Source organism: Gammaproteobacteria bacterium (assembly GCA_015709635.1).
Classification (GTDB): domain Bacteria; phylum Pseudomonadota; class Gammaproteobacteria; order Burkholderiales; family Nitrosomonadaceae; genus Nitrosomonas.
This window is the reverse complement of sequence record CP054180.1, coordinates 219,757-243,590: the sequence shown is the minus strand read 5'-3', so window position 1 is coordinate 243,590 and position 23,834 is coordinate 219,757. Positions and strand designations below refer to the sequence as shown.

Here is a 23,834-nt window from a genome sequence, read left to right as displayed (position 1 = left end):
TACGCCACAATAGTATATTGGGATTTGTGCTCTGGACGCTAACAAGCAGAAAGATGCACCAAATGAGAGGGCCGCTATATGCGGCCCTTATTTTTATGGGTGCTATTTCCTGATAAATTCAGACAAATGATCGAGCAGTTCTTCCTCTTTGTAGGGCTTGCCGAGAAAGACATTGACGCCCAGATCCTTGGCGATTTTGCGGTGTTTCTCCGCCGTCCGGGAGGAGATGATGATGATCGGCATAGGCGCCGTCTCGGAGTCGGCGCGTATTTTCCTGATCAATTCAAAGCCGTTCATTTTCGGCATTTCCAGATCGATCAGCATGACATCCGGCGTGGTTTCCTGCAGAATCTCGACTGCTTCCGCGCCGTTCTTCGCGATCAGCACGTCGCAACCCTCGCGTTCCAACAGGCGGCAGGTGACTTTGCGCACCGTCAATGAATCATCCACCACCATGACGGTGGGCGGCGCGGCTGTTTTCTTCTGCGGTGCCGCAGCCAATCCGCTGGCAGGTGTGCTAAGCACCGTTTGCACGTCGCTGCGCTGCAGCAGTTTTACCGGATTCAGGATCAGAATCACTTCACCGTCGCCGGTGATGGTGGCGCCTTCCACGCCCGGTGCTTGCGCCAGTTGCGCACCGATATTTTTGGCGACCACTTCACTGCTGCCGAGCAATTCATCGGTATGCACAGCCAGATGCTGCGTGCCACTGTGCAAAAACAATACCTGGCGATGCTGAACAGTCTCCGCAACATGACCGGTTTCACCCAGCAGGTGCGATAGATGAGCAAACGGATAGGTGATGCCATTCAACACGACACGATGATCCTGGTAGATTTTCTGCAACGTATCCTGATCGAATTCGCGCTGATGCTCGACGATGAAAGCAGGGATCGCATACGTTTGTTTCCCTGCGCGCACCATCAATGTTTGCGCCACGGATAACGTGAGCGGCAAGCTGATCGCGAAGGTTGTTCCTTGACCGGCAACGGATTGCACGCTGATGCGCCCGCCGAGCATTGAAATCTCATTCTTGACGATATCCAGGCCAATGCCACGGCCGGCAATTCCGGTGACCGAATCGGTCGTTGACAAGCCTTGCGCGAAAATCAGCGACATGATCTTGTTGTCGTCGAGCGCTTCATTTTTCTGAACCAAACCTAGGCGCTGCGCTTCCTCGCGGATGCGTGGCAGATTTAAACCGCAACCATCGTCGCTGAGCATAATGCTGACTTCGTTACCTTCTTGACGCAACTGGATAACGACTTGACCGTTCTCGGCTTTGCCCGCTTGCCGTCTTTGCGCCGGTTCTTCGATACCGTGCGCGATGGCGTTGCGCAGCAGGTGTTCCAGCGGCGGACTGATTTTTTCCAGCACGCTGCGATCAATATCGACTTCAGCGCCGTGAATCTCGAAATTGACTTTTTTACCCAAATCCTCCGCCACTTGCCGGGCGATACGATAATACCGCTCGGCATAATTACTGAATGGAATCGTACGGATTTGCAGCAACGATTGCTGCAGCTGACGGTTGATCACCGCTTGTTGCGCCACCGCTTCTTCAGCGGCGGTCTGCGTTGCCCGCAGGTTTTTTTGCACCGTGACGATGTCATCCACGCTTTCGGCCATCAACCGGGTCAATTCCTGGAAGCGGGAAAAGCGGTCAAACTCGAGCGGGTCAAAGCTGTGTTCATTGTCATGCTGCTGCGCAAGATGCGACTGCATTTGCGTTTCCGCCTGGATTTCCACTTCGCGCAACTGATCGTGCAAACGATGCGTGCTCTCCGTCAAGTCCTGCAACGATTGTTTGAAATTGCTCAGTTGTGTTTCAATTTTTGACCGCAAAATGCTGGCTTCACCGGCGTCATTGACGAGGCGGTCGATCAGTTCGGAATTGATGCGCAGCAGCGTTTTGGATTGCAGCAATCCGGTTGTTTCGGCAGGCGGCTGTACCGCTTCTGAGATCGCCACAGCAGCTTGATGTTCTTGAGCCGCAGCGCTTTCGCTGTGCTGCAATTGTTCAATCTTGCCGCTGATGGCGTCAAATTCGCTTTCGAGCTGATCCAGCGCGGCATCGTCAATCAGGCGATCGCGAAAAACCGCTTCCACATGGCTTTCCATCGCATGGATCAGTTCGCCTAACTGCAAAGCGCCCGCCATGCGCGCGCTGCCTTTCAGCGTATGCAGCAGCCGCAGTAGTGCATGATGAATATCCTCGTCTTGCGGCAACATGCGCCAGCCGCGCAATTTCCCGCCGATTTGCGGGATGATGCTGTCGGCCTCTTCCAGAAACGCTTGCAACAATTCCGGATTGATCCGATCGGATGGTTCCGCCGCTGCCGGCAAAGTTTGCAACGGCTGCAGCGCCTGCGCGGTTTCGGCTGGTGCCGGTGTCAGCGATGGCGGCGATTCTATGGCTGCAGCAGCCTGAACTGCCTCGGTTGCCGGCGTGATCGCTTCGGCTTTCGGCTTGGCGGCTGTTTTTTTGCCGGCTTTCTTGCGGGTTAACAATTCCTTCGCCGCCGACAGCAATGCTGCCGCATCGACATCGGCGCTGCCCTGTTCGCGCAGATTCCGGCACCACTCGCCATACGCCTGATGAGCGCTGCCGATCAACTCCAGCAACTGACCGGAGATCAACCGCTTTTCACTCAGCCAAAGATTCAGCACTTGCTCCACGTTCCAAGCGACTTCACTCATTTCTTCCAGCCCAACCATGCGGCCGCTGCCTTTCAGCGTGTGAAATCCGCGCCGCAGGCTGGCAAGCGGCTCGCGATCGGCAGTGTCGATGCGGCATTTCTGCAAATCTTCGGCGATGCTGGCGAACACGATGTCCGCTTCTTCCAGGAAAATATCGAGGAGTTCCGGATCGATACCGGCATGTACGGTTTCAGCAGTTGCAGGCTCTTTCTCCGTCATGACGGCAGGCTTGGAAGCGGCCGTTTCCGGCACCGGCACAGGTGCGCTCGGTTGCGCCGGTGAGGCTTGGAACCGTTGGATGGCTTCCTCGACAATCAGCTCACTGTCGGGTTGCCCGCTGCGCAGCGCTTCGATGTAAAAACCGAAACTGCTCAATCCATCGACGAGCAGGATTTGTTCCGCCTCGGCAATGTCGTAACCCGGTTTCAACAGTTTCTCGATCAGACCTTGGCACAGATGCAGCAACGTATGCGCGCGCTCCAGATCAAGCATGACCAGCGTACCGGAGATTTGCTTGAATAAATCGGACAGCAATGGCAATTGCTCGCGCTGCGCCGGTTCGAAGAAGAATTTATCCAGAATGCTTTCGATTTGCGCCAGACTGGTCAGAATTTCCTGCGCCACTTGCGCTTGCAATTCTTTTTCCTGTGTCTTACCTTCCAGCGTTTTAAAGGTCGGCGCAGCCGGCAGGTCGCTGACGTTGCCCTGTGTGATGCCGTGCAGACGGGATACGACCACATCGATCTGCTGCGATAGATCGGCAGGCAGCTTGTTAAAGTCGTCGATGATACTTTCCACCAGCAACAGCGCGGCAGCCATTTCCATCGCCAGCTCTTCGCTGGCATCCTGGGGATGATCGTGCAAATAACTGACCGTGTCGCCGATAGCGTCGACCAGCTTCCCTAGGGGCGCATATCCGGTCTGCCGTGCTTGATGACCGAGCCAGTCGACGTATTCCAGTAGAGAAACCAAACTTTCCTGTTGCCCGGCGCAGAATTCGCGCCAGATATCATTGGCTTGCATCAGCGTTTCGCGCAGCCTTTCCAAGATAGGACGCAAGGCTTCCGACTGTTCAAAGGTCGGCGTATCCTGGTCTTTTGCCTGACTCGGCCAGACATAACTGTTCTTGATGGCGTTGATGCGTTGGCTATCCGATTCGCTGTGCGCAATGTGATACAGCAATTCCCGCATTAACACGGACGTATTGCCGGGTGTTCCCGCCGCCAGATGGCGGATCGTTTGTTCGATCTTTCCGCACAGACGGCGCACCGGCAGGTCGATCTGACCGCCTTGCAGGCGCAGCAAATCTTCCAGAAAACCGGCCGCCACCCACCAGAATGCGCGCGCTTCGGTGCTTCCGGGAAATTCCTCGATCTTGTCCGCAACCACGGCCATTTGCCGCAGACCATCTTGATTCGACGGATCGCGCAGCCACTTCAGCAAACCGGCCTGATACTCGGCGCCCAGTTGCTTTGCCAGGATTTTGGCGGCAGCGTCATCCAGCGGCGGAGCTTCGGCCTTTAATGCCGGCGTGGCCATCAAACGGGGAAAAAACAAATCGCTTTCCGGTGCATTTTCAAAACCGTACACCTGCATCAAGCCGCGATACGCCGGAAACAGGCGCAACGGATTTTCTCCGGCGCCGTCGATCAATTCGTTCAGATAGTACAACAGCGCCTTAGTGGATTGTTTCAGCGCATCGAAAACCGCCGCACTGGGTTCAATTTTCTTACTGAGCAACGCTTCGACCAGTTGCTCCATCTTCTCAGTCACGATGGTGATGCTGGTTAACCCGAGCATTTCAAGCAATCCATCGAGTTGATGAATATAATTGCGGCAATCGCTGAGCAGATTGATCTTGCCGGGATGCTGGCTATATACGTCCAGAGTCTGATCGATCAATGCAAAGACTTGATAAATGCCGTCCTTGATCCCGATTATCGAAGCAATATTAAGTTTGGGTTGCGCGTTCATGTGTTTGTACCATCAAACGATATTGAGACCGGCCATGCCGTCACACCTTGAAATTGGATACCGATGCCTTCAGCTCGGATGCAAATCCCGCGATCTGCTTGATCGATCCCGTGGTTTTCAGCGTTCCTTGCGTCGTCTGCCGGGTAATATGAAGAATTTCTTCCATATTGGCAACCACCTTATGCGCTGCCCGCGTCTGCGTATTGGTGACGTCGAAAATATGCGTCACCAGCTGCGCCAGTTGCTTCGACACTTGCTCGATTTCCTCCAGCGCCCGTCCCGCCGCATCGGAGCGTTTTGTTCCTTTCGCCACGCCGAGCGTGCTGCGTTCCATCGCCGCAATGGCATCCCGCGTATCGCCCTGGATGGTAACGATCAACTCGCTGATCTGTTTGCTGGCTTCCGCCGAGCGCTCGGCCAGACGCTGCACTTCTTGCGCGATCACGTTAAATCCGTGCCCCGCTTCTCCGGCGGTAGTGGCTTGCAGCGCCGCATTCAGCGCCAGCACATTGGTCTGGTCGGTAATGTCGGTGATCAAGGCGACAATCTCGCCGATCTCTTGCGAACTCTCGCCCAGACGCTTGATCCGCTTGGAAGTATCTTGAATATGCGTGCGGATCTCGTTCATTCCGGCAATCGATTCACGCACCGCCAGCGTTCCCTTTTCCGCAGCCGCGAGCGATTGTTTGGCAACCTTGGCGGACTCCGTCGCCATATCCGATATCGCGCCGATCGACTCCGTCATGCCGACAACGGCCAGCGTAGTTTGTTCGATTTTTGCCGTTTGTTGCTCGGCCGCATGCAGCAATCCGGATGACACTTGCTGCGCCTGATGCGATGCTTTCACCACCAGTGCGCCCGCCTGGTTGACCTGTTCCACCAGGGTATGAAGTTCTTCGATGGTGCTGTTGATGGCATCGGCAATCGCGCTGGTCATGTGATTGGTGATGTCGGTGCGCACTGTCAGATCGCCATCGGCGATTTTTTTCATGTCGTCCAACAGTGTCACGATCGCTTTCTGCGCTTTCTCAACCTCGTTGCGGCTGGCCAAATCCTGATAGTAAGCATCGCGGCGCAGCGCGCGCACCAGAAAAATCAGCGCCGCCAGCACGCATATGCCAAAAGCGATCATCACCATGTTAAATCGCGTTGCGCTATGGCTGCGTTGTTGCTGAATCTCATCGTCAAGCACCCGGGCCATATTCAGCATGGCAGCATTGTTGTTCACGATCTCATCGACGGCTGATTCGACGGTCACTGCCGCTGGAATTTCTTTGCGGATGATGTGCAAATGATCGTCGAATTTTCTCAGTTGCGCATAGACATGCGAGAGCAAATCCTGAATCACCTCATGCTTGCTGGAAGCCACACCCAGGCCATTGCTGCCTTGTCCCAAAGTCTGAATCATCGTTGAAATCTGCGCATGATCCTGAGCAAGCTGCGCAGTCATCTCCGCCATCGGCAATTCGATAGGCAGCAGGGTTTTCACATTTTTGGCGATACTGCGCGCCTGCATTTTGATCGTCTCCACAGTGCGCACTTCTTGCTGCAGATTTCCGGCTTCGGCCAAGCGTGCGGCAAGTTCCTCGATACGCCGCGCCAGTTGGCTATGCGCGACATTGACCGCTTTGATGCTGCTGTTGAGCCGCAGCAGGGATTCCTGCTGGTTTAGGATCAAACCGATCTTTTTTTCTTCCGGCTGCCAATGCTTGGAATACGCGAGCACACTTTGCATCAACCCTTCATCTGCAACCGGCAGCGCCGTGTCGCGATACGAGCCACCTTGCAACAAGAGCGTAATGACATGATTGAACTGATTGCGGCTGTCCTGTAATTGCGCAAATGCCGCCGCATCGCCCATCAGCGCCAACTGCGCGGCATTTGCGATACGTTCATGGTGAATTTGTAACTGCGCGGAAAGCTCCGGTTGAATTGCACTTTGCCTGGCCTGCCACACGCTGATCATCGATGTGATGAGCAACAACGCAGTGAAGAAGATCACAATGCCGCCCAGTACCCAGCTATTGCTCAGCAGAGCGGCACCTTTAGGAACACTCTTCCTCGCCGGTGCCGCGATTACCGGTAATTTTTTACCCAACGCAACCAAACCGGTCGTCAATTCAAATTTAGAAAAATTGCCTGCCATCGTGTTCTCCAGCTTTAAGTCAGAATCACCTGAATGTCCGGTCTTTTTAAAGACAAACAGCGTCGGACATATCGCATGTTGAGCGATAGCTTAACCGCCAACGGAGATAGCCAAAGGCGGAATAAAACCTGGAAAACAACGCTTTTTAAGAGTTGAGCGTATTGATGCGGATGAATTCAACGATAAAATTACTCGGGCAGCTCGCCCGCATTCGTACTAACCTGGGAGCCAGTTTCGCAGGTTACAGTCCTGGCAAGTTATGTGCATTTCCTTCCCAGCGATTTCTTGAAAACCGCTCACGCAGCCAAGGAAGTCGATTACTTTACCACCTGGGTAACTTATAAATTCTAGCAAACCCCTATGAATCAGGATGACAATTTATTAGCCACGTTAGCGACGTGAACACCTTGAAAATGTGCAACTTTGATTTCATTGTCGGACGGTTGGCGCTTGCCGTCGCCGCCGGCCAGCGTGCTTGCCCCATAAGGTGATCCGCCAGTAATTTCACTCATATTCATAATCTCCTGGCAGGAATAAGGGACACCTACGATAATCATGCCATGATGGAGCAAAGTGGTATGAAACGAGGTAATCGTAGTTTCCTGCCCGCCGTGCTGTGTGCCCGTGGATGTGAACACGCTGCCTACCTTACCGATCAGGCCGCCATTCAGCCATATGCGGCCTGTCTGATCGAGAAAATTGCGCATTTGCGCGCACATATTGCCGAAACGGGTAGGCGTGCCGAAGATAATGGCGTCATAGTCCGGCAATTCATCCACCGTCGCGATCGGTGCCGCCTGGTCAAGCTTTGCACCGACCCTGCGTGCAACCTCCTCCGACATGAGCTCGGGGACGCGTTTAACGGCGACCGCGGTATTTTCGACGCTGCGAACGCCTTCAGCGACCGCGTGAGCCATGATTTCGATATGACCGTACATGCTGTAATACAGAACAAGAACTTTTGCCATGCTACGTCTCCTGATTTATGAGGTTGCGAACTGAAACCTTGCCACAGTTGAATAGTACCCGTTTTATACCGCTTAAAAATCAGCAATTCGGAAGTGTCATTTACCTTTCCATACCTACTCCAGCTTTATCGTGTGTAACCGCAATGCATTGCCGATCACGCTGACCGAAGATAGCGACATCGCTGCCGCGGCAAAAATCGGCGACAGCAAGATACCAAAGAATGGAAAAAGCACGCCGGCTGCGATCGGTACGCCAGCCGTATTGTAAATAAAGGCAAAAAACAGATTCTGGCGTATGTTGCGCATGGTTGCCTGGGATAGACGCCGTGCCCGGACAATGCCCAGCAGATCGCCGCGCAGCAAGGTTACGCCAGCGCTTTCAATCGCGACATCGGTGCCGGTGCCCATGGCAATGCCGACATCGGCGGTGGCCAAGGCCGGCGCATCGTTGACGCCGTCGCCTGCCATGGCAACCACCCGCCCTTGCTGGCGCAATCGGGTTACGATTGCCGCTTTCTGATCGGGTAGCACCTCCGCTTCCACTTCGTCGATACCCAGTTGCCGCGCGACCGCCTCAGCCGTTGTGCGATTGTCCCCGGTCAGCATGACGATGCGGATGCCATCGGCATGCAAAGCATCGATAGCGGCAGGCGTGGATTCCTTTACCGGGTCAGCGATGGCGATCATGCCTGCAATCACGCCATCGACCGCCACGAAGATCACGGTGGCTCCATTCTGACGCAGTTCATCGGCTTGCATTTCCAATACCCGGGCATCAATATGCAGTTCCGCAAGAAATTTCGCGTTACCCAGCACAATCCGGTGACCATCGACACTGCCGAGCACACCTTTGCCAGTCGGCGAATCGAAATCGGCCGCCTTGGCCAGCACAATCGAGCGTTCCTTGGCTGCGGCTACGATGGCGGCGGCCAACGGGTGCTCGCTGCCCTGCTCCAGACTGGCCGCAAGGCGCAGCAGTTCATCCTCGCCGATATTGCCGCCAGCAGGACGGATTGCCGTGACTCTGGGCCTGCCTTCGGTCAGCGTGCCCGTCTTGTCAATCACGATCGTGTCGACCTTTTCCATACGTTCCAATGCTTCGGCGTTCTTGATCAGAACACCTGCGGTCGCGCCCCGTCCGATACCCACCATAATCGACATCGGTGTCGCCAGGCCCAGTGCGCATGGGCAAGCGATGATGAGCACGCTGACGGCCGCGATCAGCGCATGCGCCATGGCCGGTGGCGGCCCCCAGATCGCCCAGGCGGCGAAAGCCAGCATGGCAGTTACAATCACTGCCGGAACGAACCAGCTGGCGACGATGTCCGCCAAGCGTTGAATTGGGGCGCGTGAACGCTGCGCTTCCGATACCATGCGAACGATCTGCGCCAACATCGTGTCACGCCCGATTTTTTCCGCGCGCATCACAAAACTGCCCTGGCCGTTGATGGTGCCGCCGATGACCTGATCTCCGGATTGCTTGCGAACCGGCATGGATTCACCCGTCACCATCGATTCATCGATATTGGAACTGCCTTCGATCACTTGGCCGTCGACAGGCACCCGGTCGCCCGGGCGGACTCTCAATCGATCGCCTGCCACTACCTGGTCCAGGTTGATTTCCTCTTCGGTATCGCCATCACCAAGACGGCGGGCGGTAGTCGGTGACAATTTGAGCAAAGCTTTGATCGCACCCGACGTGCGTTCACGAGCGCGCAATTCCAGCACCTGACCCAGTAACACCAGGACGGTGATGACTGCCGCCGCCTCGAAATAAACCGCGACCGAACCATCATCGCCGCGGAAGATATCAGGGAAGAGACCGGGTGCGACGGTTGCGACGATGCTATAGATCCATGCCACGCCGGTACCCATCGCAATGAGTGTGAACATATTGAGTGCGCGGTTCGAAATCGATTGCCAGCCGCGCACAAAAAACGGCCACCCCGCCCACCAGACCACCGGTGTTGCCAATGACAATTGCAGCCAATTGGAGGTTTGGGGTGACACTACATGTGCCAATCCGATCAGATGGCCGCCCATTTCCATGATGAAGACCGGCGCGGCTAATAGGAGGCCAATCCGGAAGCGGCGGGTTATATCCGCGAGTTCCTCGCTCGGTGCAGCATTCAGCGATACTTCGGCCGGCTCCAGCGCCATGCCGCAAATCGGGCAACTCCCCGGCCCGATTTGCCGCACTTGCGGATGCATGGGGCAGGTATAAATGGCATCAGGCAGAGACTCTTCGCCAGGAGTCTTACTGGCTAAGTAAGCACTTGGCGCGGCCACGAATTTATCGCGGCAGTGTGTCGAACAGAAATAGTAAGTCCGTTCATTATGTTCCGCATGGTATTTTGCGCTATGCACGTCGACTTGCATGCCGCAAACAGGATCAATCGCTACAGACGGATTACCCGTGTGATGCTCGTCGCCATGCTTTTTATGATCGTGCGTCATAACTTGCCATCCTTTAGAACATTGTCATTACCTTTACAAACTTAAGCACATAGATCTAATTGCTATTAGCTTGAACAAACTCTGCAAACCCAGTAAGAAAATCTTGAAATTGCTTACGCACCGCTTCATCGATCATCTCACCTGATTCGTTAAAAACTTGGTGCGCCCGCGATACGAGTAGCCGCCCACCAAACCATGGGTGCATACCTAATGCCCGTAATACAGGAAGCCAAGCATTTTGGGACAGAACCGTACCGAATCCGCCAATCGATGCACCGATCACCGTAACCGGACGATTGCCAAAAATTCGTGCAATACCGCTGGGTGGCCGCGATAGCCAGTCAATCGCATTTTTGAATACACCCGGTATGGAATTGTTGTACTCCGGAGTAGCTAACAATAGTCCATCGGCGGCGGCAATTTGTTCTTGCAGCACAAGAACCGCTTCAGGAATGCCCTCATTGACCTCGACATCCCCATCATAGAGCGGAATACCCTTGAGTGTTGCGATCTCCAGCGTAACACCACTCGGCATTAATCCTGCAGCCGTGCGCAACAAGGCGGTATTAAACGAACCGCTACGCAGGCTTCCTGTAATTCCGATAATTTTTGTCATGGTACCTTCCTGTTTATTGATCAACTGCAAAATAGCTATTTACAACGGTACTGTATAGCGCCACTGTGTTGCGTGCAATGGAAGCGCTTGTAATACGGATACGGATTTAAAGCCAGAACGAATGGGGGGAAATTCATATCGGGTGCAATAAAACACGCACTTTATCTGATCGTAACATGATATTTTCTTCCCCATTCATCCATCGCAAACAAAATGGTTTTAAGTGAATGTCCCAATGGCGACAACGAATATTCGACGCGTGGAGGAATCTCGTTGAAATTATTTCTGACGACCAATTGATCGGCTTCCATCTCCCGCAACTGTCGGCTCAAGGTACGATGAGTAATGCCTGTCAAATCCCTTTGCAGCTGGTTGAATCGCATGGTGCCGTTTAACAGCTGATGAATAATCAAAACCTTCCATCGTCCCCCAATCACTTTCAATGTAACTTCAACAGAGCAATAAGCTGCTTTGCTGGGCATTTTTCACCTCCTTTTTTGACGGTATCCTTTTTGTGCGTACTTGTAATCCAAGCTGATGATATTAATCTATCACGTAAATATAAATTTCTTGTGGAGGGCAATAAGCCATGCCGACAATACAATCTGAAGCATCCGCCAAAAAACTATCGCGCATTCAACGAAATGTCCATCAACATTGGGTGGGTGACGGTTTCCCGGTACGTTCCCTGTTTTCATATCCGGAACTGGGCTCGATGATCAGTCCTTTCCTATTATTCGATTACGCCGGGCCGATGGAGTTTTCGCCGACCGAGCAGCGCCATGGGGTGGGAGAACATCCACACCGCGGTTTTGAAACAGTCACCATCGTGTATAGCGGTGAAGTGGAGCATCGTGACAGTTCCGGTGGCGGCGGCAAAATCGGTCCCGGCGATGTGCAATGGATGACGGCTGCGTCTGGCCTGGTGCACGAAGAATTCCACGGCCGCGACTTCGCGCGGCATGGCGGCGTGCTGGAGATGGTGCAATTGTGGGTCAACTTGCCAGCCAAGGACAAGATGTCATCGCCTCGTTATCAAAGTATCCTGGCTAGTCAAATTCCTGTCATCGATCTGCCGGATAATAAAGGTCAAGTGCGCGTCATTGCGGGAAAATTCGGTGAAGCTACCGGGCCAGCCCATACCTTTACGCCGATGGACGTATGGGATTTGCGCTTGACCAGCGATCAGTCTATCGACCTTGCCGTGCCGGATGGTTACAACACTTTGCTGGCAGTGCTCAAAGGTTCGGTGCGCGTCAATAATTCTGAAACTCTCAATGCAGCGGAAGTTGGCTTGTTCGATCGGGCAGGTGATCATATTCGCATCAGCAGCGAGCCCGATACCATCGCACTGTTGCTGAGTGGTGAGCCCATCGACGAACCCATCGCAGGCAGCGGCCCGTTTGTCATGAATACTGCGGAAGAAATTCGCCAAGCCAAGATAGACTATCAGAGCGGCAAGATGGGAAGAATATCACGGACACAGTCGTCATAGATTGCTTTAACCAACCAGCCTCATTCAGGCGGTAATTTTTTATTTAATCAAACCACAGGAGAATAAATACGATGAGTCATATCAATCCCGACGAAACTCTGATGCTTCTCATCGATCATCAGAGCGGCTTATTTCAATTGGTGAAAGATATTCCAGTATCAGACTTGCGCCGCAATGCCACTGCACTTGCCAAGATTGCTACAATACTCAAGATGCCGGTCATTACTTCCGCCTCCGTCCCGGATGGTCCGAATGGGCCACTGATTCCGGAAATCCATCAAGCCGCCCCGCACGCACAATATGTGGGGCGCCGCGGAGAAATCAATGTTTGGGATAGCCCCGATTTTGTCAAAGCCGTCGAAGCTACCGGCCGCAAAACGCTGATCCTTGCCGGTACGCTCACCAGCGTATGCATGGCTTTTCCATCTATCAGCGCAGTAACCGCCGGTTATAAAGTGTATGCCGTTGTGGATGCCTCGGGTAACTGGAGCAAAATGGCTACCGACTTAACCGTTGCCCGTATTGTGCAAGCAGGGGTCATTCCGATCGACACGGTCGCAGTTATTTCAGAATTGCAGAAAACCTGGAACCGGTCGGAAGCGCTGGATTTTGCCGATCTTTATGCCGACTATCCGATGCCGCATTATCGGCAGTTGATCGAGAGTTATGACAAGGCCCAGGCTGTTCAGAAAGCAAAAAATTAGGAATAACATGACCTTAGAAGAAAAACTCAACGATCTGAATCAGATGATTCTGAAGGGCGAAATTCTGGAATCGATGGACAAGTATTACCATCCCGATTGCGTCGTGATCGAAAAAAATGATGTGGTGGCGAAAGGATTGCAACAAGCCAAAGCCCGGGAATCCGAATTATTCGAAGGCGTTGAAGCATGGCTCACATCGGAAATCGTATCGACCGCCGTAGGAGAAAACGTCACGATGACCGAGTGGCATTATGAATACAAACATAAAGATCTGGGCCACAAAAAGTTCGATCAAGTGGCGGTACAGCACTGGAAAGATGGCAAGATCATCAGCGACCGATTCTATGCGCTGTATTGAATAAAAATGCATAACAACAACCCATGAAAGGAATACGACAATGAACAAGACTTTCACATACAACCGGCTTTCTAAAGATGATGCTGTGTTGCTATTGGTGGATCATCAGGCAGGGCTGATTTCTCTGGTGCAGGATTTTTCGCCGAATGAGTTCAAGAATAACGTGTTGGCGATCACCGCCTGCGGCAAGTATTTCAAGCTGCCCACCATCCTGACCACCAGCTTTGAAGATGGCCCCAATGGACCGCTGGTTCCGGAAATCAAGGAAATGCATCCTACTGCGCCATATATCGCTCGTCCCGGCAACATCAACGCCTGGGACAACGAAGATTTTGTCAAGGCGATCAAAAAGACCGGCCGCAAGCAGCTCATCATCGCCGGTGTGGTGACCGAAGTCTGTGTCGCTTTTCCAGCATTATCCGCGATCGAGGAAGGTTACGAAGTATTCGTAGTCACGGATGCTTCGGGCACCTTCAATGAAATAACTCGCGATGCTGCCTGGATGCGCATGCAGGCCGCAGGCGTACAGTTGATGAGCTGGTTTGGCGTGGCTTGCGAATTGCATCGCGATTGGCGCAACGATATCGAAGGCTTGGGTGCTTTATTTTCCAGCTACCTACCCAACTACCGCAACCTGATGACGAGCTACTTCGCCATTACCAAGAAATAAATAGCCAGGCCCCGAAAGGGATAAAACATGGGTGACAGCGCAGTAAACCTGCGCCGTCGGTGTATTTTTACAAGCAGCCGGAGCGTCTTTATTGTTTTCGAAAACCAGTGTGCTTGCTGAAACTTCGCGAGGTGCATCAATGCAGAACCACAAAGCCCAATTGATACTGCGCAACGGCCAATTCACGACGCTCGATCACCAGAATCCGCAAGCCACGGCCATTGCAATTGCGGAAGGCTGTTTTATTGCGGTGGGAAACGACGACGAAGTGATGCGCCTTGCCGATAGCAGTACGCAGGTGATCGATCTTAACCGCCGTCGCGTCATTCCCGGCCTGATCGATTCACACCTGCATTTTATCCGCGGCGGGCTCAATTACAACATGGAGTTGCGCTGGGACGGCATCCCCTCGCTGGCCGATGCCATGCGCCGCCTGCAGGAACAGGTGGCACGAACGCCCGCACCGCAATGGGTGCGCATCGTCGGTGGCTTTACCGAAATGCAGTTTGCTGAAAAACGCTTACCAACACTCGACGAAATCAATGCAGTCGCACCGGATACCCCGGTTTTCATCTTGCATCTCTACGACCGCGCCCTGCTGAATCGCGCCGCGCTGCGCGCCTGCGGTTACGATCGCAACACGCCTAATCCGCCAGGCGGTTTGATTGTCAAGGACTCCAACGGGGAACCGATAGGTCTGCTGCTGGCGGAACCCAATGCGCTGATTCTGTATGCGGCGCTTGCCAGAGGTCCTAAACTGCCTTACGAGTATCAGCTCAATTCCACGCGCCATTTCATGCGGGAAATGAACCGCCTGGGTATCACCAGCGTCATTGATGCCGGCGGCGGTTTTCAGAACTACCCGGACGACTACAAGATTATTGAAGAATTGCACCAAGCGGGTGAGCTGACCCTGCGCATCGCCTATAACCTGTTCACACAAAAAGCTGGAGAAGAGGTTGCCGATTTCACTAAGTGGACAAAGATGGGAAAACCTGGCGACGGCGATAGTTACTACCGCCATAACGGCGCAGGCGAAATGCTGGTCTTTTCCGCAGCGGATTTCGAGGACTTCCGCATGCCTCGCCCGGATCCGGCCGCGCACATGGAAAATGACTTGGAGGCGGTGGTGCGCATTCTTGTCAGTCATCGCTGGCCATTCCGTCTGCACGCCACTTACGATGAGACCATCTCGCGTGCGCTGGATGTATTCGAAAAAGTGAATCGGGATATTCCCTTTGACGGCATCCACTGGTTTTTCGATCACGCTGAAACCGTAACCGATGCCAATCTCGAACGCATCGCCAAACTGGGCGGCGGCATTGCCATCCAGCATCGCATGGCTTATCAGGGTGAATATTTTGTGCAACGCTACGGCCGTAAAGCGGTGGAACGCACGCCGCCTTATAAACGGATGCTGGAACTGGGAGTAAACGTGGGCGCAGGCACCGACGCCACCCGCGTAGCCAGCTACGACCCTTGGAATGCACTGTATTGGCTGGTTACCGGCAAGACCTTGGGAAATCTCCCGCTGTATCCGGCGGCCAATCTCGTCGATCGCGAGACTGCATTGCGCCTATACACGCATGCAAATACCTGGTTCTCGAATGAAGAAGATGTCAAAGGCCGGATCAAACCCGGACAGTATGCCGATCTGGCGGTATTATCCGCCGATTACTTCAAGATTCCGGAAAACGAAATCCGCCACCTTGTATCGGTGCTGACTGTCGTCGGCGGACGCATTGTCTACGGCGACGGCGAGTTTAGCGCGCTTTCCCCGCCTTTGCCGCCGGCCATGCCGGATTGGTCGCCGGTGAATCACTCCGGCGGCTATTTCAAACCGGCCGCAAGCACAGCGGCATCACTGCACACACTCGCTCAAACCGCTTGTGGCTGCGGCACGAGCTGTCTTGTGCATGGCCATGCGCATGGGCGTGCGTATCAGGGTGCCGTGAATGCCGATGACCAGCGTGGCTTCTGGGGTGCACTCGGCTGTTTGTGCTGGGCGATATGATGCACATAAAATCTCTCTTGCGCAGTAAATCTATATGCGCCAGCAGGCAGCAAAGAAACGCAAAACCAGTCTGATTGCCGTTGTAATGTTCGCCATGTCATTGCCAGTGGCCGCATCCGAATATCTGCCGCTACGATTCGAAGAAGATTGGGGCGCAAATTGCAACAAAATGACTCCTAAATGCTGGCATATCACCGAGGGAACCACGCTGACGCTTGGTGCCGATGCGCGCGTGCGCGCCCAAGGTTATTGGCCTCTGGATTTCGATATCGGTAACACAATGAACGGCCATAGGGGTGACAGCTACACACTGTTTCGAGGCTTGGTGCATGGCGATCTGCGTCTCGGCAAACATGCCCAGATTTTCGTGCAGTTCGGGGCCTATGATGAGTCTGGACGCAGCGGAGGTGCAGAGAGTACCGATCAAAGCAATCTCGACTTGCAGCAGAGTTTTCTGGCGTGGAACGGCGATAGATTTTCCCTCCGTGCGGGCAGACAAGAAGTGACTCTGGGCACCTCGCGCTTGATCTCGGTACGAGAGGGTCCCAACATCCGTCTCGCTTTCGATGGCGCACGCGCCAGTTGGAAACAGGGGCCATATCGCATTGATGCTCTCGCCTTTCGTCCGGTTTTGAATAAACCGGAAGCTTTTGATGATGTGACTAGCAAGTCGCAAGTCGCAGGCGCTGTACGGCTTATATGCCACATTCGCGCCGGAAAGTATTGCGCCGCTCAAAATCGATCTCTACTGGCTTGGTTATGAAAGGGATCAGGGGCGGTTTGCAGCAGCGCAGGGACGGGAGCACAGGCATTCTTTCGGCACCCGACTGTTTGGTTCTGCAAAGAATTGGGACTGGAATCTGGAAGCGGTATTCCAGATCGGCCATATCGGCAGTCAAACCATCCGTGCCTGGACGGTTGCTTCTGATACAGGTTTTACCTTTACTACGCTGCCGTGGTCACCCCGGCTCGGCTTGAAAGCGGATATTGCCAGTGGCGATAAGAATCCTGGCGACGGACGGCTCGGTACCTTTAATGCGCTCTATCCCAACCCCACCTATTTCACCGAGGCAGCACTATTGGCACCAGGTAATATCATGGACTTGCAACCAGCCGTGACCATCAAACCTGTTTCTACGCTAACATTCACTGTGGGCTGGAATTTCCTATGGAAACATTATCAAGCCGATGCGGTTTACACGCCGCCGGCACCATTGGTAGCGATACCCGAAACCATTGGAACCGACCGCTACATTGGTGATCAGCTTAAGCTGGAAGGCAGTTATCGCCCGCATCCGCAGTGGGAATTACGCGCCGCTGCAGTCCATTTCAACGTCGGGGAAGCCCTGACGCAGGCTGGTGGCAAACGTGTCGATTTTTTCATGACAAGCCTGGCATTTCGCTGGTAAGCAAGCCCACGACGACAAAGCTCTGCACGCCTCGCATACCGACCGCAAGAATCGGAGTGCTTGCGATCGAAGTCCAATCTATCATGAGCCCTGTGAGTTGACGAGCCCAGGAGTTATGACATGACTAACAGAACTTTTGAATCCGAAGATGATCGCTGGGCGGCAGTGCAGGTACGGGATGCTGCAGCCGACGGTCATTTTGTCTACGCTGTGCGTACTACCGGTGTGTACTGCCAGCCGAGTTCGACCGCGCGACTACCCAAGCGCGAGAATGTGGAGTTCTTCGATACGGTCGAAGCTGCCGAAGCAGCGGGTTATCGCCCCAGCCGTCGCGCCCGAAACGACCAGACCAGTACAGCCGCCGAGCGCGTCACGCTGGTGGCGCGCGCCTGCCGTCTGATCGAAGCATCAGAGACACCGCTCCAGCTTGATGACCTAGCGATCGAGGTCGGCATGAGCCTATTTCACTTCCATCGCCTGTTCAAGGCCGAAACTGGCCTGACGCCTAAAGCTTACAGCTCGGCCTATCGCGCCCGCAAGCTGCGCGAGAAATTGAGCAGCCCGGATGCCTCCATCACCGATGCCATCTATGACGCCGGTTTCAACTCCAACAGCCGATTCTATGAAACCGCGGATGATTTGCTGGGCATGCGTGCGCGGGATTACCGGGCGGGTGGCGCCGGAGCTGTCATCCGCTTCGCCGTGGGACAATGCTCGCTGGGTGCCATTCTGGTGGCTCAGAGCCAGCGTGGCATCTGTGCCATCCTGTTGGGCGATAACCCGGACGCGCTGGTGCGCGACCTGCAGGATAAATTTCCCAAGGCCGAAATCATCGGCTGTGACGGTAAGTTCGAGCAGTTGATCGCCGAGGTCGTGGGCTTCATCGAGGCACCTTCGATCGGGCTGCGCCTACCGCTGGACGTGCAAGGCACGGCCTTCCAAGAGCGTGTCTGGCGCGCTGCGCGAGATCCCACCGGGCACGACCGTGAGTTACGCAGAGATCGCAACTCGCATCGGTGCCCCCAAGGCGGTTCGCGCCGTGGCCCAGGCCTGCGCGACAAACCATATTGCCGTGGCTATTCCCTGCCACCGTGTCGTGCGGCGCGATGGTGACCTCGCAGGCTATCGCTGGGGCGTTGATCGCAAACGCGAGCTGCTGCGTCGCGAAGCCAATGTCAGACAAAGCCGATGCCGCTGATCCTTCAGTATAAGGAGGGCGACTACAACTGCCTTCACCAGGATCTCTATGGCGAGCATGCTTTTCCACTCAAGGTCAGCGCATGGATGTTGTCGCGCTGCACCAGGGCGATGCGGTGTGTTCACCGTCAATCAACGGCCCGCGATGGGGGTCGGCGTGGCACCTGTAAGGTGGCCATGCGGCACGGCATCAGCCGCATCCGCAGCGGCAAGCGCCATGCCGTGGAGCTGATCTTTCACGATACGAGGTGAGCATGGAAACGCTCGAACTTTTCAAGGCAACAGCGCTGCCCCCGCGCCAGCGCCTGGGGCCTGCTGCGATGGTGCTGCGCGGTTTCGCGCTGCCATTCGCGCGAGAAGTAATACCAACTTCCTCTAGCCGCAGAGCTGACCGGGCCGTCTTGCGCCCAGCCATGCCAAGCCTGCCAGCAACATCGCATAGGTTTCGGGTTCGGGAAAACAGGAGATAGCAAGAACGCATGCCCTTGGTCAATACCCAGGAGGCTATTGATCGCAGTTCCCACAATCGCACCGTGATCGTTGATACCGGCCGCTTCTTTCAACACCCAGCCAGCGCTCGCCAGCGCAGGATCCAGCAGACTATTCAGATCGATCAGCACGGTGCCGTTCCACAGCATGGCATGCTGCGAGCCGTCCGCCAATTCGCTCCAGCCGACGGCTTGCCCCAGGCTATTGAGCGCGAGAGCCTGACTGTTTTCTCCGCCCAGCGTACCCAGATCGGTCAGGGCAGCGCCACCCCAAAATGTTGCGTGTTGCACGAAATCACCCGCGAGATAACTCCAGCCGGCAATTTGTCCGAAATCGTTGATGCCTTGGCCCACGCTCCAGAACTCGTCCTTGCGCCCGGCCAAATCGCCGAGATCGGTTCGCACACCGGCAGCACTCCAGGTGGAAGCGAAAAACCAGAACCCGCGGTCGGCGTATCCGCCCGCGATCGCGCCTGCAGCATTGATGCTCCAGCCGCGGCCATCGAAATCGCTGGTGGTCATGGTGGTCGCTGTCCAAATGGTTAGAACTTCTCCGTCATCTCGTGTTGGAGTACCCCGGCTGTTATGCACAACGTCAATGTGACATATTGTCACAGATGCTTTCCATGAAGCGGGATTGCTCAGATCGAACTATGCGTGATGCGGTGTTACGACGGTGTGAATTTCCGCGGACGAAGAATTTGATCGTGTTACCCAAGAAACAATTTATACGCGGGATTCTTGGTTTCGTCCCAATAGCGATAACCCAATTGATCGAGAAAAGCCCGGAAAGCGGATTTCTCTTCCGGCGGTACTTGGATACCGATCAGCACGCGACCGTAGTCGGCGCCGTGATTGCGATAGTGAAACAGACTGATGTTCCAGTTGTGGCTCATGTTGTTGAGGAAATTCATCAACGCGCCGGGGCGGTCGGGAAACTCGAAGCGGTACACAATCTCGTTCTTGACCGCGTGCGCATGCCCGCCGACCAAGTGGCGCACGTGCAGTTTGGCCATTTCGTTGTTGCTCATGTCCTCGGTGGCCAGGCCGCTTTGTTTCAATTCCTTGATCAGTTGCTGCGTTTCTTCCTGATTACGCACCGACACGCCGACAAACACATGCGCGACGTTCGAATCGGAGTAACGGTAATTGAATTCAGTAATGCTTTTGGCGCCGAGCAAATTGCAGAATTTCTTGAAACTGCCGGGTTTTTCGGGAATCGCCACCGATATCACTGCCTCGCGCTGTTCGCCGATTTCCGCGCGTTCGGAAATATGGCGCAAGCGATCAAAATTCATGTTGGCACCGGACGCGATCGCCACCAGTGTTTTATGCTGTATCTTCTCCCGTGCCACATACGCCTTGATACCGGCGATCGACAATGCACCGGACGGTTCCATAATGGTACGGGTGTCTTCGAACACATCCTTGATCGCGGCACAAATGGCGTCGGTATCGACCAGCATCACCTCGTCGACCAGCTCGCGGCATAAGCGGAAGGTTTCCTTGCCGACATGCCGCACCGCCACGCCATCGGCGAATAAACCGACCTGCGCCAGCTTGACGCGGCGGCCGCTTTGCAGCGAACGATACATGGCGTCGGCATCGACCGGCTCGACCCCGATGATTTTGATTTTCGGGTACAGCCGCTTCACATACGCCGCAATCCCGGCGATCAACCCGCCGCCGCCGATCGGCACAAAAATCGCATGAATCGCACCGGTATGCTGGCGCAGGATTTCCATACCGACCGTTCCCTGCCCGGCGATCACATCCGGATCGTCGTACGGATGCACGAACGTGGCCTGCTCGTCCTTGGCCAATTGCATGGCATGCTCGTAGGCATCGTTATACGAATCGCCGTGCAATGCAACCGTGGCGCCGTGCCCCATGACCGCATGCACTTTGATTTGCGGCGTGGTCACCGGCATCACGATGGTGGCGGAGCAATCGAGCTTCTTGGCGGCCAGCGCCACACCTTGCGCATGATTTCCGGCGGAAGCGGCAATCACACCGCGGTTGCGCACCGCAGGCGGTAACTTGATCATCTTGTTGTACGCGCCGCGCAGCTTGAACGAAAAAACCTGCTGCAAATCTTCCCGCTTCAACAACACTTGATTATGGATACGCCCCGACAAATTGGCGACCAGATCCAACGGACTCTCGATCGCGACATCGTAAACCTGCGCGGTCAGTATTCTTTCAAGGTAATTGTTTTTCATGGCGGGAAGTGGGTAAATCCAGGCAAAATTTTAATCTGTAACAGCGATAGAGATTTTATCACGATCATAGATCGCAGAAATTTTCTTGCAGCTATAGAGAAGCGCTTACGCCGCAAGAAATGGGTTGAATCAGCAAAGATTGTTTGACTTCGCGTATTCGGTTCGTGTAATTTGAGGGGCAGCACTCACTTTTTTGTATGCTCATCCGCGATCATCTGGGAATCACGCAATGCATCGACAACATGTTCTGGCATTACTGACACAAAGCAAACCAGAACTGCAAAACCGCTTCGGCGTCACCCGTCTTGCTCTGTTCGGCTCGACAGTGCGTGATACCGCAAATGCAAGTAGTGATGTGGATATCCTGGTTGCCTTTGACGGCCCCGCAACTTCACAGCGTTACTTTGGCGTGCAATTCTATCTGGAAGATTTACTAGGCTGCCCGGTCGATCTGGTTACTGAAAAAGCATTGCGGCCGGAGTTGCGTCCTTATATTGAAAAAGAACGAGTCTATGTCTGATGCACCGCTGCGGGAATGGCGTTTCTATATTGGCGATATGATCGGCTTCGCCCACAAGGTGCTCGCTTATAGCGACGGCCTGAATCAAGCTGCTTTTGTGACAAGTGGACTAAACTATGATGCAACTTTGCGCAACTTGGAGCTTATCGGCGAAGCGGCAACGCATGTTCCGGATAATATACGAGCAAAATACCCTGAAGTACCCTGGCGGATGATCATTGCTACACGTAACCGGCTGATTCACGGCTACCTCGGTATCGACAACGACACCCTGTGGAGCATTATTCAAGATGATATTCCAGCTCTGCTGCCGGTACTGGAATCGTTAAGAGAAGACTATCAATGATGAAACGGCGTATCGTAAAAAGTGAAAAGAAATTATCCCGACAATTCCATGCCCCATGCTTCCAGCGCATTCAATACCTGCCGGGCATTCTCATCGGTTTTTGTTTCTCGCAATAATGTAATTTTTGCTGCCAATTCATTTAGCGTGATACTTCCACCGCCACTACCTTGTGTCAAGCGTTGCAAACGTATCTGTTCCCATCGTTCCCTTTCTACCGGCGTCAACGTTTCCGGCCAATTTCTGGCGCGGTAGCGGAACAGTAGTTCGGGCAACCGCCAGTCATGAAAATCAAAGCGTGCGCTAGCCAATTGCTGCGGCGTGGCGCGGCGTATTTGTGCCAGTGATGCCGCATCGGCATTGTCAAAAAAACCGTCATACAAAGCCACATCAACATCGCCGGAAGGCTCAAATGATTGGCTGGTATAAGCCGTGGCGACACGTTGAAAGAAATCGGAATGATTGCACAATGTTTGCCAGTGCCGGTAGCACCGGTTCTTATCCAAGGCGATGCGCTCGGCGGCTTCTTGATCTAGTGTGTTGCGCGGCGCCAGTGCCGGGCATTTGTTGATCTTCACCGACTTGACCGGTAGCCGTTGCATGCCTTCGGGCAAGTCATCGTTGCGGGTGAACAGCAATTGACTGAGATCATCGGTGCTCAACGGTAAGAACATATTCGGATCGTAGCGCAAGTCGTAGACCAGCACGCTGTTGTTGTTGCCCGGTTCAGCGATCAATGGCATGACCAGCGACGTGCAACCGGTTTTGGCCGGATACATACGCGTGGTATGCACGACCGGCTGACGATTGACCAGATCGAGCTGGCTTGCGGCTTTACGTTTGTCACGTAATTGCAAAAGCCAATCGTATAAGCGTGGTTGTTGTGCGCGCAATAGGCGAGCCAAAGCAATAGTGGCACGCACATCGGATAGGGCGTCGTGCGCGGATTCGTGCAGAATACCGTTGGCGGCGACCAGATCTTCCAATTTGAAACTCGGTTGCCCGTCGTCGTGCTGCGGCCAATGGATGCCGCCGGGACGCAGCGCATACGTCATGCGCACCAGGTCGATAATGTCCCAGCGCGAATTGCCTTGCTGCCACTCACGCGCATACGGATCGTAGAAGTTGCGGTAAAGCGTGAAGCGGGTGACTTCATCGTCGAAACGCAGCGAATTGTAGCCGACGCCACATGTAGCCGGTTGTGCGAGTTCGGCATGAATACGTGCGATAAACTCCGCTTCCCGCAAGCCTCGTGCATCGGCCAGTTGCGGCGTGATACCCGTGAGCAGGCACGCTTCCGGATGCGGCAGGTAATCGCGCGTCGGTTTGCAGTAGATCACCAGCGGTTCGCTGATTTCGTTCAGTGCCTCATCGGTGCGCACGCCGGCAAACTGTGCCGGTCGGTCGCGCCTGGGATCGGCGCCGAAAGTTTCGTAATCGTGCCAATAAAAGGTAAAGGACATATTGGTTTTGGGATTGGAATTAAATGCCGGGAAACTCGCTTTGCATCTGGCTCATTGCAATATTATAGTGTGGTATCGTACGCGAAAATT

At 54.3% G+C, this 23,834-nt stretch carries 18 protein-coding genes and 2 pseudogenes; 11 read left to right on the top strand and 9 right to left on the bottom strand.

The features are described 5' to 3' along the window. Nucleotides 1–102: 102 nt before the first annotated feature. From HRU78_01160 to HRU78_01135, 6 genes are all read right to left on the bottom strand, one after another. Nucleotides 103–4,674, bottom strand: a complete 4,572-nt coding sequence (locus HRU78_01160) for an Hpt domain-containing protein (protein QOJ22421.1) — start codon at nucleotides 4,672–4,674, stop codon at nucleotides 103–105. Nucleotides 4,675–4,714: 40 nt separating this feature from the next. Next, the gene (locus HRU78_01155) at nucleotides 4,715–6,820 is read right to left on the bottom strand and encodes a methyl-accepting chemotaxis protein (protein QOJ22420.1); all 2,106 of its coding nucleotides are present in this window, start codon (nucleotides 6,818–6,820) and stop codon (nucleotides 4,715–4,717) included. 365 nt (nucleotides 6,821–7,185) lie between these two features. After that, nucleotides 7,186–7,788, bottom strand: coding sequence for an NAD(P)H:quinone oxidoreductase (gene wrbA / locus HRU78_01150; GenBank protein QOJ22419.1), 603 nt, complete (start codon nucleotides 7,786–7,788; stop codon nucleotides 7,186–7,188). Nucleotides 7,789–7,902: 114 nt separating this feature from the next. Further along, nucleotides 7,903–10,245 (bottom strand): heavy metal translocating P-type ATPase, encoded by a 2,343-nt coding sequence (locus HRU78_01145; protein QOJ22418.1) that lies wholly within the window; start codon nucleotides 10,243–10,245, stop codon nucleotides 7,903–7,905. Nucleotides 10,246–10,300: 55 nt separating this feature from the next. Beyond that, nucleotides 10,301–10,861, bottom strand: a complete 561-nt coding sequence (locus HRU78_01140) for an NAD(P)H-dependent oxidoreductase (protein ID QOJ22417.1) — start codon at nucleotides 10,859–10,861, stop codon at nucleotides 10,301–10,303. A 161-nt stretch (nucleotides 10,862–11,022) separates the two neighbouring features. Then, a complete protein-coding gene (locus HRU78_01135) occupies nucleotides 11,023–11,343 on the bottom strand; it encodes a helix-turn-helix transcriptional regulator (GenBank protein QOJ22416.1) in 321 nt (106 codons plus the stop codon). 107 nt (nucleotides 11,344–11,450) lie between these two features. Here HRU78_01135 and HRU78_01130 point away from each other — a divergent pair, with 107 nt between their 5' ends. The 9 genes and pseudogenes from HRU78_01130 (at nucleotide 11,451) to HRU78_01090 (ending at nucleotide 18,960) form a co-directional block, all read left to right on the top strand. Continuing rightward, nucleotides 11,451–12,356: a pirin family protein gene (locus HRU78_01130; protein ID QOJ22415.1), complete on the top strand. Its 906-nt coding sequence runs from the start codon at nucleotides 11,451–11,453 to the stop codon at nucleotides 12,354–12,356. Between the two features lie 71 nt (nucleotides 12,357–12,427). After that, entirely contained in the window at nucleotides 12,428–13,060 is a 633-nt protein-coding gene (locus HRU78_01125; protein QOJ22414.1) for an isochorismatase family protein, read from the top strand. Nucleotides 13,061–13,067: 7 nt separating this feature from the next. Further along, complete coding sequence (locus HRU78_01120) at nucleotides 13,068–13,418, top strand: nuclear transport factor 2 family protein (protein ID QOJ22413.1); 351 nt, start codon at nucleotides 13,068–13,070, stop codon at nucleotides 13,416–13,418. 40 nt (nucleotides 13,419–13,458) lie between these two features. Beyond that, nucleotides 13,459–14,088, top strand: a complete 630-nt coding sequence (locus HRU78_01115; GenBank protein ID QOJ22412.1) for a hydrolase — start codon at nucleotides 13,459–13,461, stop codon at nucleotides 14,086–14,088. 139 nt (nucleotides 14,089–14,227) lie between these two features. Next, a complete protein-coding gene (locus tag HRU78_01110; protein ID QOJ22411.1) occupies nucleotides 14,228–16,102 on the top strand; it encodes an amidohydrolase in 1,875 nt (624 codons plus the stop codon). Between the two features lie 34 nt (nucleotides 16,103–16,136). Continuing rightward, nucleotides 16,137–16,865 carry an alginate export family protein gene (locus HRU78_01105; GenBank protein ID QOJ22410.1) on the top strand — a complete coding sequence of 243 codons (729 nt, stop codon included), beginning with the start codon at nucleotides 16,137–16,139 and terminating at the stop codon, nucleotides 16,863–16,865. Further along, complete coding sequence (locus HRU78_01100) at nucleotides 16,789–17,511, top strand: alginate export family protein (GenBank protein QOJ24855.1); 723 nt, start codon at nucleotides 16,789–16,791, stop codon at nucleotides 17,509–17,511. The genes HRU78_01105 and HRU78_01100 overlap by 77 nt, the downstream gene beginning before the upstream one ends. 120 nt (nucleotides 17,512–17,631) lie before the next feature. Next, nucleotides 17,632–18,709: pseudogene (gene ada, locus HRU78_01095) on the top strand (bifunctional DNA-binding transcriptional regulator/O6-methylguanine-DNA methyltransferase Ada). Then, nucleotides 18,700–18,960, top strand: a pseudogene (locus HRU78_01090) (2OG-Fe(II) oxygenase). Before ada ends, HRU78_01090 begins: the two co-directional pseudogenes overlap by 10 nt. Before the next feature lie 123 nt (nucleotides 18,961–19,083). Here the strand turns inward: HRU78_01090 and HRU78_01085 are convergent. After that, the gene (locus HRU78_01085; GenBank protein ID QOJ24854.1) at nucleotides 19,084–19,176 is read right to left on the bottom strand and encodes a PEP-CTERM sorting domain-containing protein; all 93 of its coding nucleotides are present in this window, start codon (nucleotides 19,174–19,176) and stop codon (nucleotides 19,084–19,086) included. 730 nt (nucleotides 19,177–19,906) lie between these two features. Further along, nucleotides 19,907–21,418 carry a threonine ammonia-lyase, biosynthetic gene (ilvA, locus tag HRU78_01080; GenBank protein QOJ22409.1) on the bottom strand — a complete coding sequence of 504 codons (1,512 nt, stop codon included), beginning with the start codon at nucleotides 21,416–21,418 and terminating at the stop codon, nucleotides 19,907–19,909. A 229-nt stretch (nucleotides 21,419–21,647) separates the two neighbouring features. Here ilvA and HRU78_01075 point away from each other — a divergent pair, with 229 nt between their 5' ends. Together HRU78_01075 and HRU78_01070 are read left to right on the top strand one after the other, a co-directional pair. Then, entirely contained in the window at nucleotides 21,648–21,938 is a 291-nt protein-coding gene (locus HRU78_01075) for a nucleotidyltransferase family protein (protein QOJ22408.1), read from the top strand. Next, on the top strand, nucleotides 21,931–22,284 hold the full coding sequence (locus HRU78_01070; protein ID QOJ22407.1) for a DUF86 domain-containing protein: 354 nt from the start codon (nucleotides 21,931–21,933) through the stop codon (nucleotides 22,282–22,284). Before HRU78_01075 ends, HRU78_01070 begins: the two co-directional genes overlap by 8 nt. 32 nt (nucleotides 22,285–22,316) lie before the next feature. On the opposite strand, the gene sbcB is transcribed toward HRU78_01070, so the two are convergent. Further along, nucleotides 22,317–23,744, bottom strand: coding sequence for an exodeoxyribonuclease I (sbcB, locus tag HRU78_01065; protein QOJ22406.1), 1,428 nt, complete (start codon nucleotides 23,742–23,744; stop codon nucleotides 22,317–22,319). Nucleotides 23,745–23,834 lie beyond the last annotated feature (90 nt).